We start from the raw sequence: 14,830 nt of genomic DNA, 5'->3' as shown, positions 1-14,830 counted from the left end.
CCAACGCGATCCAGCACAAATCTAACCCTATGCGGTTCATGGCCCGGAGATTTTGGGTTCTGTGCTGACTCGATCATGCCCCGGCATCTCGAACGCGGCAGAGGAGGCACTTTCCGGCCGACGCAATTGCCCGCAACGGGCCTGGACGTAGTCGGTGAAGGCAGTCGCAGCGAGCGCGTTCAGAAGCGCCGTGCCGATCGATCCTCCAACTTGCTGACTTGTATTCACCATGGCCGAGGCGACGCCGGCGAAATGTCGGTCGATGCCCAAGGTCGCCGTCTGCATTGGGGCGGGCATGATCGAACCCCTTGCGAATCCGGGAACCATGAGCGGAGGAAGCACATCCGCCGCATAACTGCTGCTCAGGTCGAGCCGGGTCAGACCTGCCCCGATTCGTGGCTTATTCGGCTGAGCGATCACCAAGCCCGCGGCGTCGCATGCCCGGGTCACCAACCTCGGGTCCCCGGTAGACCATGTCCATCGCGCCGATGCTCTCCCCAGGCGCAACGATCTCGTCGATTCGATCAAGGATGTCATCGGAGAGCGCCACGTCGGCCCCGGCCAGGGTGTCTTCGAGCTGCTCCATGGTGCGGGGGCCAACAATCGCTGACGTGACCCCCGGGTGGGCGATGACGAACGCCATCGCAAGGTGGGTCAGCTTGACGCCGACCTCCTCGGACAGCGCGACGAGCTGCTCGACCGCGGCGAGCCGCCGCTCGTCACGGAAGTGCCGCATGCCAGTGCGCGTCGAGCGGAAGTTGTCGTTCTCCTGCCCGGCGCGGTAGCGGCCGGTCAGCATTCCGCCGGCGAGCGGGCTGTATACGAGTGTGCCCATGCCATAGCGCTGGGCGACCGGCAGGATCTCGCGCTCGATCTCGCGGTCGAGCATCGAGTAGTTCGGCTGCTCTGTGCGGAAGCGCTCGAATCCGCGGCGATCGGCGACCCACTGCGCCTCGACGATCTCGGAGCCGCGCATGGACGATGAACCGATCGCCCGCACCTTGCCCTGCCGCACGAGGTCCGTGAGCGCCGAGAGGGTCTCATCGATGTCCGTCTCGGGGTCCGGCCGGTGCAGCTGGTAGAGGTCGATGTGATCGGTCTGAAGCCGACGCAGCGAGCGCTCGACCGCCTGGACGATCCAGCGCCGCGACGCGCCACGGTGGTTGAGGTCTTCGTCGACCGGCCCCCAGAACTTCGTCGCGAGCACGACGTCCTCGCGGCGCCCCTTGAGCGCCTCCCCCACGACCTCCTCCGAATCGCCGTAACGGTCGGCGGTGTCGACGAAGTTGATCCCCGCGTCGAGCGCGCGATGAATGATGCGGATGCCTTCCTGCCGGTCCGGGTTCCCGAGAGACCCGAGCATCATCGCGCCAAGAGCGTACGGGGTCACCTTGATTCCGGTGCGACCGAGGGTGCGGTATTGCATGGCTACTCCCTGCTGGCACCCCTATGGATGCCGTGAGATGATCAAAACGGAACATTGTCCCATTTCCGACTATATGGGACGCTGTTCCGTTTATCAACGACTCAGGGAGAAACCGGATGCCGCGTGCCGACGCCCAGCGCAATCTCGACGCCCTTCTGGCCGCCGCGAAAGAGGAATTCGCGGCGCACGGCGTCGACGTCGGCGTCCGGGCCATCGCCGCTCGCGCCGGCGTGGGCACGGCAACGCTCTACCGTCACTTCCCCCTGCGTTCAGACCTGATCGCCGCGGTCTTCCGACGCGAGATCGACGACGTGACCGCGGAGGCCGCGCGCTTGGCGGAGACCCACGAGCCCGGCGAGGCCCTCGAGCTGTGGGCTCAGCGGTACACCGAGTTCGTGGCGACCAAGCACGGCCTCGGCGCCGCCCTGCGCTCCGGCGAGCCCGCCTACAGCGGCCTTCGCGAGTACTTCGAGGGCAACGCGGGCCCCGCGTTGCGGCGCCTGCTCGACGATGCCGCGCAGGCCGGCGTCATCAGAGACGGAGTCGACCCGATCGAGCTGATCGGCGCGATCGCGAACCTGTGCGCGCCGGCGCCCGGCAGCAGCGACACATCGCGCGCACCCCGGATGGTCCGGTTGCTGCTCGACGGGCTGCGCTACGGGGCGCTTCCCACGCGCTAGCCCACACGCGCGCCCTTAAGGAAGACGCCGCCGGATTCGCTCTCAGAGAAGCTCGTCGTGGCAACGATCGGATCCTCATCCAGCGGGCGGGTTCATGATGAACGCTCAGTTCCCTGTTGTCCCGGCGTTGAAGCGAGCGACCAGCTCCACGAGCGCACTGACCGATTCCGGTGATCGCTCCCGGAGCGGGGTGTTGGGGTGGGTCCTGTCGAGCCCGGCCTCTCGGATCTGGGCCGCCATCGAACCGAGGCGGTCGTCGATGGCGCCGATCTGCCCCAGCAGGGCCTCGACCCGCCCCCGAGCGCTCCCCTTCGATTCCGCCCCCGCGGAGGCGAAGTCCAGCTCCAGCTGCACCGCGCCGTTGGGCTGGTAGGAGACCACCGCCACGTCCCCGAGCTTGCCCACTCGGGCATCCGTCACCACGAGGGCCAGCTTCGGGTCCATGGTCTGCCGGGAGTCGATGTCGAGCCCTGCCTGCTGTGCCGCCGCGACGAACGCGTCGAACGCGGGCAGCGCATCAGGGTCCCGCCGGTCCACGTCGGCGCGGGCCTCCTCCGGAGTCCACCACTGCCTCGCCCTTGACGTTCCGCCCATGGCCGTTGCCTCCTCGCCGCCAGCCTGCCGCGCCGGTCCAGCACCCAGACGCATGCGGACATGCTAGACGCCCTGCCGCAGCGTATCCATGGGGAGACAGGCTAAGCTCCCGGGACTCGTTGAGCACCCGGGTCCGGGAGGAAGCTCGCATCCAGCGGCCGTTCAGGCCTGCACGAGACCTTGGTCTACGAGCACCTCCGTGCCGTCGAGCTGACCCACCGAAGTACGGAGCCCCCTGCGGACTCTGTGCGGACTCGGCGAGGCTGACCCCGCCAATCCATCGGCCAGACGGCCCGGATCACACGTTGAAGCGGAACTCCACCACGTCGCCGTCGGCCATGACGTAGTCCTTGCCTTCGATGCGAACCTTGCCTCGGGCCTTGGCCTCGTTCATCGAGCCAGCTTCGATGAGGTCCTGGAAGTGGACGATCTCGGCCTTGATGAAGCCGCGCTGGAAGTCGGTGTGGATGACGCCGGCGGCCTGCGGTGCGGTGTCGCCGCGGTGGATCGTCCACGCGCGCGCTTCCTTCGGCCCCGCCGTGAGGTAGGTCTGGAGGCCGAGCGTGTGGAAGCCGACCCGCGCGAGCTGGTCGAGGCCGGATTCGTCCTGCCCGTTCATCTCGAGCATCTCGCGGGCCTCCTCCTCGGAGAGCTCGACGAGGTCGGCCTCGAGCTTGGCGTCGAGGAAGACACAGTCCGCGGGTGCGACGAGGGCGCGGAGCTCGGCCTGCTTCTCCGGGCTTCCCAGCACGCCCTCGTCCGCGTTGAAAACGTAGATGAAGGGCTTGGCGGTGAGGAGGTTGAGTTCCTTGAGCGCGTCCATGTCGAGCTTGTCGGTCTGCACGGCGGAGATGATCGTATCGCCCCGCTCGAGGACCTTCTGGGCGGCCTGGAGCGCGGCGAGCTCCGCGGCGTCGCGCTTCTTGTTCTTGACTTCCTTCTCGACGCGCGGGAGGGCCTTCTCGACGGTCTGGAGGTCGGCGAGGATGAGTTCCGTGTGGATGATCTCGATGTCCGACTGGGGATGGACGCGGCCCTCGACATGCACGACATCGGGATCGTCGAAGACGCGGACGACCTGCGCGATCGCCTGCGCCTCGCGGATGTTCGCGAGGAACTGGTTTCCGAGGCCTTCTCCCTCGGACGCCCCCTTGACGATGCCGGCGATGTCGACGAACGAGACCGTTGCGGGGAGGATCCGCTCCGACTTGAAGATCTCGGCAAGCTGCCCGAGCCGGGGGTCGGGAAGGCTCACCACCCCCACATTCGGTTCGATCGTCGCGAACGGATAGTTCGCCGCGAGGACCTGGTTGCGCGTCAGCGCATTGAAGAGCGTCGACTTTCCGACGTTGGGGAGACCGACGATGCCGATAGTGAGAGCCACGGTCATCCATCATACCGGGGGCGCCGTTTCGAAAATGTCGGCCCAGATTTGTCGGAGCCCCATGTCATGGTGAATCCATGGAAGCAACCCAGACTCTCGTGACGCTCCTCGTGGCGCTGCTAGCCCTCATCCTCGGCGCGCTGGGCGGCTATTCGTTGGCCCGTCGCCGAGCGGCGCACGACGGCGGCGCCTCGCCAGCGCTCCAGGCTCACCTCGCGCACCTCGAGGCACAGCTCGCTGGCGCGACAGCGGAGCGCGACCTGCTCGCCCGCCAGAACGCGGCGCTCACGACACTCGATGAACAGGAGAACAGCGTCCTCCGGGCGCTCGCGCCGGTTGCCGAGAAGCTTGGGGCGGTGCAGCGCCAGGTCGCGCTGCTCGAACGCGACCGGGTGGAACAGTATGGCCAGCTCGCACAACAGCTCCAGTCGGCTCGGGAATCGGACGCCGCTCTCCTGCAGACCACCCATGCGCTGAACGCCGCGCTCGCCAACAACGCCTCGCGGGGCACGTGGGGCGAGGTCCAGCTGCGAAGGGTCGTGGAAGCTGCTGGCATGCTCGAGCGAGTGGACTTCAGCGAACAGGTCACTGCTGCAGGAGAGGCAGGCGCATATCGGCCGGACCTCGTCGTGCACCTGCCGGGCATGAAGCACATCATCGTCGACGCGAAGGTCCCTCTCGCGGCCTACCTGAAGGCTCAGGGACTCGCGGACAATGCCAGCATGCCCGCGGCGGAGACGCGGAAGCGACATCTCGCGGATCACGCCAAGGCGCTGCGGGCGCATGTGGATGCGCTGGGCAGCAAGAAGTACTGGGAATCCGTCGGGTCGAGCCCCGAGCTCGTCGTCTGCTTCCTTCCGGCCGAGTCTTTCCTCGCCGAGGCTCTCATCGAGGACCCCGGGCTCCTCGACTACGCGTTCTCGCGGAACGTCGCTCTCGCATCGCCCGCGACGCTCCTTGCCCTCCTGAAGGGTGTCGCCTTCGGCTGGCGGCAGGAGCTGCTGACCGAGAACGCGCGCGAACTCTTCGAGCTCTCCCAGCAGCTGTACAGCCGGCTGGGCACGATGGGGGGCCACGTCGCGAAGCTCGGGACGTCGCTCAAGTCTTCGGTGGAACGCTACAACGCCTTCGTCGGCGCCCTGGAGTCGCGTGTTCTCCCCACAGCCCGACGGATCAGCGCCCTCGACCCGGGCGCTCCGGAGACGCTGCCTGAGCTCGCTCCCCTCGGCAGCACTCCCAGGGTCCTGAGCGCGACCGAACTGCTCGACGAGCTCTCGCAGGCGGGCTAGCTCGTGGGGCGCTGGCCGCGACCGCCGAGGCCGCGGCTGCCGTCGCCGACTTCCTTGAGCGTCGCGCGCAGCTCCTTCGGGAGCGAGAACAGGATGTCCTCTTCCGCCGTCACGACTTCCTCGACCGTCCCGTAGCCGTACTCCGCGGCGAGCCGAAGGACGTCCTGTACCAGCACCTCAGGCACTGACGCACCGGAGGTCACGCCGACAGTCTGCACTCCCTCGAACCAGGACTCGTCGACCTCATTGGCGAAGTCGACCCGGTAGGCCTTCTTGGCGCCGTATTCGAGCGCAACCTCGACAAGCCGAACCGAATTCGACGAATTGGCGGAGCCGACCACAATCACGAGGTCCGCTTGGGGGGCGATCTTCTTGATGGCCGCCTGACGGTTCGAGGTCGCGTAGCAGATGTCGTCGCTCGGCGGATCCTGGAGATTCGGGAAGCGTTCGCGCAGGCGCCGGACGGTCTCCATCGTCTCGTCCACCGAAAGGGTGGTCTGGGAGAGCCAGATGAGACGGTCAGGATCGCGGACCTCGATGGTGTCCGCCTCCTCGGGAGAATTCACGATCTGGGTGTGCTCCGGGGCCTCACCGTACGTGCCCTCGACCTCTTCGTGTCCCTCGTGGCCGATCAGGAGGATCTCGTAATCGCCCTTCGCGAACCGAACGGCCTCACGGTGGACCTTGGTCACGAGAGGACAGGTGGCGTCGATCGTCCGCAGGCCGCGCTCCTCCGCCGAACGCACGACGGCGGGGCTCACCCCGTGTGCCGAGAAGACCACGAGGGAACCTTCCGGGACCTCGTCCGTCTCGTCGACGAAGATCGCGCCACGTTCCTCGAGCGTCTCGACGACGTGCCGGTTGTGGACGATCTGCTTGCGCACGTAGACGGGCGGACCGTAGTGCTCGAGCGCCTTCTCGACTGCGATGACGGCACGGTCGACACCGGCGCAGTACCCGCGCGGAGCCGCGAGCAGGACGCGCTTCTCCCCCGCGACCGGAACGGCAGCGGCCACGTCCTCAGGCGTCCGGCGGCGGCGCGGAACCATCGGCATGGACAGGGAAACGGGCGCAGACGTCATGATTCAATGCTAGCGAGTCATCAACGCAGCCTTGTCCGAGCCCTCCGCCTGCGCTGGACCGCGCCGAACACCGCGCCGAGCACGAGCAGCACGGCTCCGCCGATGGCGAGGGGGATGATCCACCCTTCGAAGTTCGCCGCCACGAGCTCTGCGGCGCGGGTGCCGAACGCCGACGACATCGAGCCGGCGCTCCCCTGGGCCGATGCGAGTGAAGGTGCGAGGCCGACAACTCCTTGGTACAGCGCGGCAATCAGGAGCAGCCCGATGCCCGCCCAGGCTAGGGCGACCCCCCGACGTCGTGCGCAGAGCAGCCCCAATGCGAAGGCGAGGATCGCACCGAGGGTCAACGGCAGGGAGAGGGCGGCGAGGTTCTGCGCGCCCGTGAGCCACGACCGCTGCTGGGCCGTGCCAACTTGGACTTGGAGCGTAGCGGGACCCGGGATGTTCACGTTCAGCGAACTCGCGACCCGCTTTGCCATCAGGTCAGCCATGGGCCGGAGCTCGAGTTCGAAGGCGTTCGCCGAGGCCTTGTCCGGGCTGAAGTTGATCTGGTGGCTGGCCTTGAGCGTGTCGTTCCATGCTTGGCCGAAGTTCGCATCGGACACGAGGCTCGCCGCGAGGCCTTGGACGGCCTGCTGCGCGACCGGGCGGAGCACCGACGGAATGCTCGAGTCGGAGGTGACCGCGTTGTCGAGATTCGAGATGAGGGTCGACTGGAGCTGCTTGTCCGTGCTCATCGGCGAGAGCAGTTGAACGAATCCCGATTCGTCGACGACGTTCCGCTCGAGCCACAGGGCGGGGACCGCCACGGCAGTGAGGACGACGGCGAGCAGCACTGAGAGTGCGGAGAGAACGGTACGCATGGCTTCCCGGGGTCGGCGTCAACGCACCTATCGTAGAGGGAGAAGCTGACCGCTTCGGGCGCGACAGGCCGCACAAGACTGTCAGCGGCCCGTGATACATGTGGGACAAGATGCGCGCTCCGGAGAGGGGGAGGACATGCCTGAGCCGTCCGCGCCGCTGGACGCAGTGGCCTTCGGAATGACTGACAGTTCCGAGGGAGATGAGGCGCAGCCCGAAGAGGCCGCGAAGAGCCTCCCGGAACGGGCCGCCGATACAAGTCCCGACAATCCCTGGCCCCTCGCGCTGCTCTCCCGCAAGCTCAAGGAGCACATCGACCGGTCGCCCCAGGTCTGGGTCGAGGGACAGGTGATCGAGCTCAGCAGGCGCGGGACCAACGCGTTCCTCACGCTGCGCGACGTCGAAGCCGAGATCTCGCTCTCCGCCTCCGCGTGGGGGCAGGTCATGGCCCGGCTCAAGGAACCGCTCGAGCGCGGCTCGCGCGTCGTGGCGCTCGTCAAGCCGGAGATGTGGCTCAAGACGGGGCGGCTCAATATGCAGGTGCGCGACATCCGGCCCGTCGGCCTCGGCGACCTCCTCGCCCGCATCGAACGGCTCCGGCAGTCCCTCGGCGCGGAAGGCCTTTTCGCGGAGTCTCGCAAGCGCCGCCTGCCCCTACTCCCCCACCGCATCGGCCTCGTCACGGGACGCGACTCGGACGCGAAGAAGGACGTGCTCCGCAACGCCGCTCTGCGCTGGCCGGCCGTCCATTTCGAGATGCGCGAGGTCGCCGTCCAAGGCGCCAGTGCGGTAACGGAGGTCATCTCAGCGCTGCGCGAGCTGGACGCCATGCCGGAGGTCGACGTCATCGTCGTCGCCCGAGGCGGAGGCTCCCTCGAGGACCTCCTGCCGTTCAGTGACGAGCGCCTGGTCCGCGCTGTCGCGAACGCCCAGACCCCAGTCGTGAGCGCGATCGGCCATGAGGCAGACAGGCCCATCCTCGACGACGTCGCCGATCTCCGCGCCTCCACCCCCACGGACGCCGCGAAGCGCATCGTCCCCGAGGTCTCCGAGGAACTCGCCCGCGTCCGGCAGTGCCGCGAACGCCTCGAACGCCAGATCGCCCTGCACGTTGCCCGCGAGGACCAGCAGCTCACGCTCCTGCGCAGCCGCCCCGTCCTCGCACGCCCAGAGCAGATGCTCGACGTCCGCCACGAGGACCTCGAGCGGCTCCTGAGCCGTGCCCACAACGCGGTGAGCGGCGCCGTCGTCCGCGGGCACGATGCAGTCCGCCACCTTCGGGCCCAGGTCAGGGCGCTCTCGCCGCAGCAGACCCTCGACCGCGGCTATTCCGTAGTCCAGCTGCTCGACGGGCCTGCAGCCGCCGTCATCCGGGCGCCCGAAGACGCCCCCGAGGGGACCGCCCTCCGCGTGCGGCTCTCCCGGGGGGCAATCGTCGCGACGTCGGAAGGCGAACTCGCGCCGTCCGTCGGAAGCACCGCCCACCAGCCAGCCTCATCCGAGCCAGACGGAGGAACCCACGATGACTGAAGCCCAGCAGGACGCCTTCGCGGAGTTGAGCTACGAGGAGGCCCGGGAGCAGCTCGTCGCGGTCGTCGCGAAGCTCGAGGCCGGGGGCGTAAGCCTCGAGGACTCGCTTGCGCTCTGGGAGCGGGGCGAGGCACTCGCCCAGCGCTGCGAGGAATGGCTCGAGGGGGCACGACGCCGGCTCGACGCCGCCCGCCGCCAGCCCGAGGCCGGCGCTCCCGGCTCAGGCGAATAGCGGGGGCTCAGCTCTCCGCGAGCCGCCGCTTCTCGGCTTCGACGTCGAACGACGCCGGTGGCCACTGGGGGTCCATCCGCTCGAGGGCGTCCAGCATGAGGTGCTGCACGACGAGGCGCGAATACCACTTGCTGTCCGCCGGTACGACGTACCAGGGGGCATAGGCAGCGCTCGTCCTGACGAGCGCGGCCTCGTAGGCAGCCATGTAGTCGTCCCAGCGCCGCCGCTCGTCGACGTCGCCAGGATCGTACTTCCAGTGCTTGGTGGGATCGTCCAACCGGGCCGAAAGGCGACGGAGCTGCTCGGCTTTGCTGATGTGCAGCATGACCTTGACGACCTGCGTCCCGTTCTCGTGCAGGCGTGACTCGAAGTCCTGGATCGCCGAATAGCGCCTCTCAAGCTCCCGCTCGTCCGCCCAGCCGTGCACCCGGTGGATGAGGACGTCCTCGTAATGGGACCGGTCGAAGCACCCGATCATGCCGGGACGCGGGAGCTGGCGTTCCACGCGCCACAGGAAGTCGTGGCGTTCCTCGGCCGCCGTCGGTGGCCCGAAGGACGCGAGCTGGACCCCCTGGATGCCGACGGCGCTCACGACGTGCCGCACGATCCCGCCCTTGCCGGACGTGTCCATGCCCTCGAGGACGAGGAGGAGCGAACGACGCCTACCGGCGCGCCCCTCCGCGAACAGGCGCTCCTGGAGCTCGGCCAGGCGCGGGCTCCTCGCGGAGAGCACCTCCTTGCCGTCCGACTTCCGGCCCCCGAACCCGCGGGTCGAAGCAGGATCAACCGCCGCAAGCGAGAAGCCGGGCCCTACGCCGAACAGGCGTTCCGGGCTGTCCTCGAAGACCGTGTCGACCTCGCGTTGCGTCATGGCCCGCCTCCGGTGGGTCAGTTCCCTTCGTACCTGCTGAGGAAGTCGGCCATGCGGCCAATGGCTTCCTCGATGTCCGCGACGGCGGGGAGGGTCACCATCCGGAAGTGGTCGGGCGCGTGCCAGTTGAAGGCGCGGCCATGGGAGACGAGGATCTTCTGCTCGCGCAGGAGGTCCAGGACGAACCGTTCGTCGTCCCGGATCGGGTAGACCTCGGGGTCGAGGCGCGGGAAGAGGTACAGCGCCCCCTTGGCCTGGCGCGTGGACACCCCCGGGATCGCGTTGAGCATCTCGTACGCCTTGTTGCGCTGCTCGAGCAGACGCCCCCCGGGGAGGATCAGGTCATTGATGCTCTGGTATCCGCCGAGAGCGGTCTGGATCGCGTGCTGCGCTGGGACATTCGCACACAGGCGCATGTTGGCCAGCAGGTTGATGCCCTCGAGGTAGTCCGCGGCCAGCTTCTTCGGCCCCGAGATCGCCATCCACCCCGCCCGGTAGCCGCACACGCGGTAGGCCTTGGACAGGCCGCTGAACGTGAGGCACAGCACCTCTTCGTCCGTGAACGCGGCCATGTTCGTGTGGGTGTTCCCGTCGTAGAGGATCTTCTCGTAGATCTCGTCGGCGAAGACGATCAGCCCGTGCTGCTCTGCAAGGGCCGCGATGCGCCGCAAGGTCGAGTCCGAGTAGACCGCCCCCGTGGGGTTGTTCGGGTTGATCACCACGATGCCCTTGGTGCGCGGCGAGATCTTCGCCTCGAGGTCGTCGAGGTCCGGCTCCCAGTCCGCCTCCTCGACGCACTCGTAGTGCACGGCCTGACCGCCGGCGAGCGAGACCGACGCCGTCCAGAGCGGGTAGTCAGGGCTGGGGACGAGGATCTCGTCGCCCTGCTCGAGCAGCGCCATGAGCGAGAGGGTGATGAGCTCGCTCACCCCGTTTCCGAGGTAGATGTCGTCGACGCCGATGTTCTGGATCCCACGGGTCTGGTAGTACTGCGAGACCGCGGTGCGCGCGGAGAAGATGCCGCGCGAGTCGCTGTAGCCCTGCGCATGCGGGAGGTGCCGGATCATGTCGACCAGGATCGCGTCGGGCGCCTCGAAACCGAACGGGGCCGGGTTGCCGATGTTCAGCTTGAGGATCTTGTGGCCCTCGGCCTCCATCTGCTGGGCAGCTTCCAGAATCGGTCCCCGGATGTCGTAGAGGACGTTGTGGAGCTTGGAAGACTGCTTGAACTCGACCATTCCCTAAGAATGCCACAGGGTGTGGGCCTCCCTTTCGAGATTCAGTTCACACCCTGTGGCGCGCTTTCCGCGGAGGGAGGGACTACGAGGCGAGGCCCTTGTCCTTGAGCCAGGCCTTCGCTGCGTCCGCCGGGCTCTGCTTCTGGTTGCCGCTCACGGCACGGTTCAGGTTGATGAGGTCCGTCGTGGTGAGCTTCCCGGAAACCGAGTTGAGCACCTTCTTCGCCGCATCGGTCAGGTTCGCCGTGTTCACGAGCGGGATGACCTGCTGGGCGATGAAGTTGTTCTTCGGGTCGGCCAGGACCACGAGGTCGTTGTCCGGGATCGACGGGGTCGTCGTGAAGATGTCGGCGACCTGGATGTCGTTCGAGAGGAGGGCCTTGAGCGTGACGGGCCCCCCGCCGTCGTTGAACGGCTGGAACTGCTTCGGCACGCAGTTGTACTTGTCCTTGAGGCCGGGCAGGCCGTAGGCGCGCTGTTCGAAGGTCGCGGGAGCACCGATCACCAGGTCGCTGCAGACCTTCGACATGTCGGCAATGCTCTGGAGGGAGTACTTCGTCGCCGTGGCCTTCGTGACGACCATGGCGTCCTTGTCCTCAGCCTGCGCCGGATCGAGGACCGAGAGGCCCTTCGGCAGCTTGTTCGGAAGGGCCGAGGCGATGTCGGACGCCGAGACCTGGGTGGCCTTGGGGTCCAAGTAGAGCAGCAGGTTGCCGGTGTAGTCGGGCACGACATCGATCGAGTCGTCCTGGACGGCCTTGTAGTAGACCTCGCGCGCGCCGATATTGGGCTTCGTCGTCGCCGGGATCCCCGCCGCGTTCAGGGCGCCGGCGTAGAGCTCGGCCACGATCTGGCTCTCAGGGAAGTCCGCGGACCCGACGACGAGCGTCTTGCTCCCGCCGGACGCCGAACTCGACGCGCCGCCGGAGCTCAATGGATTGGACGAGCCTCCGCATGCGCTGAGCGCGAGGCTCAGCCCGAGGCCCGCGGCCAGTGCGGCGACCGCCCGGCGGCGGGGAATGGAGGGCAGGTGACTGGTCATGGCATTCCTTCCTTTAGGACCTCCGGGGCCGGAAGCTCCCGCTTGGAGACCGAGTGAGGACCCAGGCGGCGAAGAAGCACGCCCAGGACGAGGTCGGCGACGACGGCGAGCGCCGCCACGAGGACGGAGCCGCCGAGCATCTGGGGGTAGTCGGAGAGAGCGAGGCCGTCGAAGATGTACCGGCCGAGACCGCCGAGGCTCGTGTAGGCGACCACGGTTGCGGTCGCGATGACCTGCAGGACGGCGGCGCGGATCCCACCGAAGATGACCGGCGCGGCGTTGGGGAGTTCGACGCCGAACAGGATCTGGAACTCGCGCATTCCCTGCGCACGGGCGGCGTCGACCACCACTGGGTCCACGGCTGCGATGCCCGAATACGTTCCCGCGAGGATGGGCGGGACGGTGAGGATCACGAGTGCCCAGATGGGCGGCATGAGCCCGATCCCGGACAGGAGCACGAAGAGCACGAGCAGCCCGAGGGTCGGCACGGCCCTCAGCGCTCCGGCGATCGCGACGACGACGACCCGGCCGCGGCCGGTATGGCCTACGTAGGCCCCGATCGGCAGGGCGATAGCGCTCGCGATGGCGACGGTCAGGAGCGTGTAGAAGATGTGCTCGCCCAGCCGCGTGGGGATGCTCGAGTATCCGGACCATTGGAGAGGGTCCGTGAGCCAGGCCCAGGTCTGCTCGAAGAGGCTCACCCGCGCACCGCCCTCCGCGCAGGAGTCACCGGCTTCCGGGGCGCTGCACCGGACGCGAAGCGCGCCCAAGGGGAGAGCACGCGGCCGAGCACCACGAGCAGGAGGTCCATGATGAGGGCGAGCACGAGGATCGCGACGAGGCCGACGACGATCTCGGTCACGAAGTCTCGCTGGAGCCCCTCGGTGAACAGGATGCCGAGGTTCGGCATCCCGACGAGGGCTGCAACGCTGACAAGCGAGATGTTGCTCACCGAGATGGCGCGGAGCCCGGCGATGAGCACCGGGAGCGAGAGTGGGAGGTCGACCTGGAAGTACCGGCTGACCGCTGTGTGGCCGAGTGCCCGCGCGGCGAGGCTCAGCTCTCCGTCCACCGAGTCGAGGGAGTCGAGCGCAGAGCGCATGAGGAGGGCGACCGCGTACACCGTGAGCGCGACGATGACGTTGACGGGGTCGAGGATCCTCGTGCCGAGGACCACCGGCAGGATGATGAACAGCGCGAGCGAGGGCACCGTGTACAGCACGGAGCTCAGGGTCAGGAGCGCCGTCCGCCACGCCGGGTGCCTGCGCACGAGTTGTGCGAGAGGGAGGCTGATGACGAGACCGAGCAGGAGCGGCACGATCGCCAGGACGAGGTGCTGCCCGGCGAGCGAGAGGATGCGCCCCGCGTTCGCGGCGGCCCATTCCATCAGGTGGCCCCTCCTGCCAGCGTCTCGGCACCGGACTGCTCCCGGCCATGGGACTCGAGCCGCCCGCGCTGCGCCTCCGCACGCCGGCGGTCCGCCTGGGCGATGACCGCAGTGGCGTCGACAGTGCCGAGGAACCGGCCGCCGTCGTCCACGACGACGCCCCTCCCCGACGGCGACGACAGCGCGGCATCGAGCGCCGTCCTCAGCGAGGCGCCGGACCGGTGCAGCGAGCCGCCGCTCACCAAGGCCCCGGGAGCCTCCGCCGACGCCCATCCGACTGGCCGCCCGCCGTCGTCGACCACGACCGTCCACCCGGCCGGGTGCGCGCTCGCGAGCCGCGACCTCGGCAGCGTCTCGGCGGCGTCGACGGCCAGCCCGGCGTCGTCGTAGAAGCCGAGGTGCCGGAAGCCGCGGTCCCTGCCCACGAATCCGGCGACGAATTCGTCGGCGGGAGCCCGCAGGATCTCCTCGGGTCCCGCAACCTGCGCGAGGCGGCCGCCCACGGCGAACACCGCGATGCGTTCGCCGAGGAGCACGGCCTCGTCGATGTCGTGCGTGACGAACACGATCGTCTTGCCGAGGTCGCGCTGGAGGCGGAGGAGCTCCTGCTGCAGCTCGTGCCGGACCACGGGGTCGACGGCGCTGAAGGGCTCGTCCATGAGGAGCACGGGCGGATCGGCCGCGAGCGCTCGGGCGACGCCCACGCGCTGCTGCTGGCCGCCCGAGAGCTGGGCCGGATAACGGCCGGCGAGCGACTGCGGGAGGCCGACGACGTCGAGCAGCTCGCGCGCGCGGGCGCGGGCGCGGGCGCGGGACACCCCGTTGAGGCGGGGCACGGTCGCGATGTTGTCGACGACCGTGCGGTGCGGCATGAGGCCCGCGGCCTGCATGACGTAGCCCATCGAGCGACGGAGCTTGGCGGGCGGGAGCGAGGAGACGTCCTGCCCGTCCACGATGATGGTGCCCGAGTTCGGTTCGACCATCCGGTTGACCATGCGGAGGGAGGTCGTCTTGCCACAGCCGGAAGGTCCGACGAAGACAGTGATCTGGCCCCGGAGCACGGTCAAGCTGAGCCGGTCGACGGCTGTTGCTCCGCCGTAGACCTTGCTCACCTCGCGGAACTCGATCATGGCTTCTGTCATGCTGGTCCTCGCTCGAAGGCCTGTACTGCGCTGGATGGCTTGAACCGCTCTGGCTGAGCCGAGCCTACCAGC

At 68.2% G+C, this 14,830-nt stretch carries 16 protein-coding genes; 4 read left to right on the top strand and 12 right to left on the bottom strand.

The features are described from left to right. Nucleotides 1-36: 36 nt before the first annotated feature. Nucleotides 37-285 carry a hypothetical protein gene (locus tag E6A21_RS18075; protein ID WP_246036122.1) on the bottom strand — a complete coding sequence of 83 codons (249 nt, stop codon included), beginning with the start codon at nucleotides 283-285 and terminating at the stop codon, nucleotides 37-39. A gap of 115 nt (nucleotides 286-400) precedes the next feature. Further along, nucleotides 401-1,426: an aldo/keto reductase gene (locus E6A21_RS01580; RefSeq protein ID WP_138442369.1), complete on the bottom strand. Its 1,026-nt coding sequence runs from the start codon at nucleotides 1,424-1,426 to the stop codon at nucleotides 401-403. A gap of 116 nt (nucleotides 1,427-1,542) precedes the next feature. Here E6A21_RS01580 and E6A21_RS01575 point away from each other — a divergent pair, with 116 nt between their 5' ends. Then, a complete protein-coding gene (locus tag E6A21_RS01575; RefSeq protein WP_138442368.1) occupies nucleotides 1,543-2,106 on the top strand; it encodes a TetR/AcrR family transcriptional regulator in 564 nt (187 codons plus the stop codon). Nucleotides 2,107-2,211: 105 nt separating this feature from the next. Here the strand turns inward: E6A21_RS01575 and E6A21_RS01570 are convergent, their stop codons facing one another. Together E6A21_RS01570 and ychF are read right to left on the bottom strand one after the other, a co-directional pair. Further along, the gene (locus tag E6A21_RS01570) at nucleotides 2,212-2,754 is read right to left on the bottom strand and encodes a hypothetical protein (RefSeq protein ID WP_138442367.1); all 543 of its coding nucleotides are present in this window, start codon (nucleotides 2,752-2,754) and stop codon (nucleotides 2,212-2,214) included. Between the two features lie 244 nt (nucleotides 2,755-2,998). After that, a complete protein-coding gene (gene ychF, locus E6A21_RS01565; protein WP_138442366.1) occupies nucleotides 2,999-4,084 on the bottom strand; it encodes a redox-regulated ATPase YchF in 1,086 nt (361 codons plus the stop codon). Between the two features lie 77 nt (nucleotides 4,085-4,161). Between ychF and E6A21_RS01560 the strand changes: the two genes are divergently transcribed. Beyond that, nucleotides 4,162-5,373, top strand: a complete 1,212-nt coding sequence (locus tag E6A21_RS01560) for a DNA recombination protein RmuC (RefSeq protein ID WP_138442365.1) — start codon at nucleotides 4,162-4,164, stop codon at nucleotides 5,371-5,373. On the opposite strand, the gene E6A21_RS01555 is transcribed toward E6A21_RS01560, so the two are convergent. After that, on the bottom strand, nucleotides 5,370-6,455 hold the full coding sequence (locus E6A21_RS01555) for a 4-hydroxy-3-methylbut-2-enyl diphosphate reductase (RefSeq protein WP_138442364.1): 1,086 nt from the start codon (nucleotides 6,453-6,455) through the stop codon (nucleotides 5,370-5,372). The two genes, E6A21_RS01560 and E6A21_RS01555, sit on opposite strands and share 4 nt — an antisense overlap. A 20-nt stretch (nucleotides 6,456-6,475) precedes the next feature. After that, entirely contained in the window at nucleotides 6,476-7,318 is an 843-nt protein-coding gene (locus tag E6A21_RS01550) for a hypothetical protein (RefSeq protein ID WP_138442363.1), read from the bottom strand. Between the two features lie 178 nt (nucleotides 7,319-7,496). On the opposite strand from E6A21_RS01550, the gene xseA reads away from it, so the two are divergent. Together xseA and E6A21_RS01540 are read left to right on the top strand one after the other, a co-directional pair. Continuing rightward, complete coding sequence (gene xseA, locus E6A21_RS01545) at nucleotides 7,497-8,846, top strand: exodeoxyribonuclease VII large subunit (RefSeq protein ID WP_138442667.1); 1,350 nt, start codon at nucleotides 7,497-7,499, stop codon at nucleotides 8,844-8,846. Next, nucleotides 8,839-9,078: an exodeoxyribonuclease VII small subunit gene (locus tag E6A21_RS01540; protein WP_138442362.1), complete on the top strand. Its 240-nt coding sequence runs from the start codon at nucleotides 8,839-8,841 to the stop codon at nucleotides 9,076-9,078. The genes xseA and E6A21_RS01540 overlap by 8 nt, the downstream gene beginning before the upstream one ends. 7 nt (nucleotides 9,079-9,085) lie before the next feature. On the opposite strand, the gene E6A21_RS01535 is transcribed toward E6A21_RS01540, so the two are convergent. The 6 genes from E6A21_RS01535 to E6A21_RS01510 form a co-directional block, all read right to left on the bottom strand. Then, nucleotides 9,086-9,949 (bottom strand): polyphosphate kinase 2 family protein, encoded by an 864-nt coding sequence (locus E6A21_RS01535; RefSeq protein WP_138442361.1) that lies wholly within the window; start codon nucleotides 9,947-9,949, stop codon nucleotides 9,086-9,088. 17 nt (nucleotides 9,950-9,966) lie between these two features. Continuing rightward, complete coding sequence (locus E6A21_RS01530) at nucleotides 9,967-11,187, bottom strand: pyridoxal phosphate-dependent aminotransferase (protein ID WP_138442360.1); 1,221 nt, start codon at nucleotides 11,185-11,187, stop codon at nucleotides 9,967-9,969. 82 nt (nucleotides 11,188-11,269) lie between these two features. Next, the gene (locus E6A21_RS01525) at nucleotides 11,270-12,229 is read right to left on the bottom strand and encodes an ABC transporter substrate-binding protein (protein WP_138442359.1); all 960 of its coding nucleotides are present in this window, start codon (nucleotides 12,227-12,229) and stop codon (nucleotides 11,270-11,272) included. After that, nucleotides 12,226-12,930: an ABC transporter permease gene (locus E6A21_RS01520; RefSeq protein WP_138442358.1), complete on the bottom strand. Its 705-nt coding sequence runs from the start codon at nucleotides 12,928-12,930 to the stop codon at nucleotides 12,226-12,228. Before E6A21_RS01520 ends, E6A21_RS01525 begins: the two co-directional genes overlap by 4 nt. Further along, entirely contained in the window at nucleotides 12,927-13,616 is a 690-nt protein-coding gene (locus tag E6A21_RS01515) for an ABC transporter permease (RefSeq protein ID WP_138442357.1), read from the bottom strand. Before E6A21_RS01515 ends, E6A21_RS01520 begins: the two co-directional genes overlap by 4 nt. Beyond that, nucleotides 13,616-14,758, bottom strand: coding sequence for an ABC transporter ATP-binding protein (locus E6A21_RS01510; RefSeq protein ID WP_138442356.1), 1,143 nt, complete (start codon nucleotides 14,756-14,758; stop codon nucleotides 13,616-13,618). Before E6A21_RS01510 ends, E6A21_RS01515 begins: the two co-directional genes overlap by 1 nt. Nucleotides 14,759-14,830: the final 72 nt, after the last annotated feature.

Origin of the sequence: Sinomonas susongensis, from assembly GCF_005877005.1 — a bacterium.
Taxonomy (GTDB): Bacteria; Actinomycetota; Actinomycetes; order Actinomycetales; family Micrococcaceae; genus Sinomonas; species Sinomonas susongensis.
The sequence above is the reverse complement of the archived record's forward strand: the minus strand, read 5'-3'. Positions and strand labels throughout refer to the sequence as shown.

What these genes read in the sequence shown, in the direction of transcription:
- E6A21_RS18075 (WP_246036122.1), bottom strand. Translation starts at nt 285, where the DNA reads ATGCAGACGGCGACCTTGGGCATCGACCGACATTTCGCCGGCGTCGCC.
- E6A21_RS01580 (WP_138442369.1), bottom strand. Translation starts at nt 1,426, where the DNA reads ATGCAATACCGCACCCTCGGTCGCACCGGAATCAAGGTGACCCCGTAC.
- E6A21_RS01575 (WP_138442368.1), top strand. Translation starts at nt 1,543, where the DNA reads ATGCCGCGTGCCGACGCCCAGCGCAATCTCGACGCCCTTCTGGCCGCC.
- E6A21_RS01570 (WP_138442367.1), bottom strand. Translation starts at nt 2,754, where the DNA reads ATGCGTCTGGGTGCTGGACCGGCGCGGCAGGCTGGCGGCGAGGAGGCA.
- E6A21_RS01560 (WP_138442365.1), top strand. Translation starts at nt 4,162, where the DNA reads ATGGAAGCAACCCAGACTCTCGTGACGCTCCTCGTGGCGCTGCTAGCC.
- E6A21_RS01555 (WP_138442364.1), bottom strand. Translation starts at nt 6,455, where the DNA reads ATGACGTCTGCGCCCGTTTCCCTGTCCATGCCGATGGTTCCGCGCCGC.
- E6A21_RS01550 (WP_138442363.1), bottom strand. Translation starts at nt 7,318, where the DNA reads ATGCGTACCGTTCTCTCCGCACTCTCAGTGCTGCTCGCCGTCGTCCTC.
- xseA (WP_138442667.1), top strand. Translation starts at nt 7,497, where the DNA reads ATGACTGACAGTTCCGAGGGAGATGAGGCGCAGCCCGAAGAGGCCGCG.
- E6A21_RS01540 (WP_138442362.1), top strand. Translation starts at nt 8,839, where the DNA reads ATGACTGAAGCCCAGCAGGACGCCTTCGCGGAGTTGAGCTACGAGGAG.
- E6A21_RS01535 (WP_138442361.1), bottom strand. Translation starts at nt 9,949, where the DNA reads ATGACGCAACGCGAGGTCGACACGGTCTTCGAGGACAGCCCGGAACGC.
- E6A21_RS01530 (WP_138442360.1), bottom strand. Translation starts at nt 11,187, where the DNA reads ATGGTCGAGTTCAAGCAGTCTTCCAAGCTCCACAACGTCCTCTACGAC.
- E6A21_RS01525 (WP_138442359.1), bottom strand. Translation starts at nt 12,229, where the DNA reads ATGACCAGTCACCTGCCCTCCATTCCCCGCCGCCGGGCGGTCGCCGCA.
- E6A21_RS01515 (WP_138442357.1), bottom strand. Translation starts at nt 13,616, where the DNA reads ATGGAATGGGCCGCCGCGAACGCGGGGCGCATCCTCTCGCTCGCCGGG.
- E6A21_RS01510 (WP_138442356.1), bottom strand. Translation starts at nt 14,758, where the DNA reads ATGACAGAAGCCATGATCGAGTTCCGCGAGGTGAGCAAGGTCTACGGC.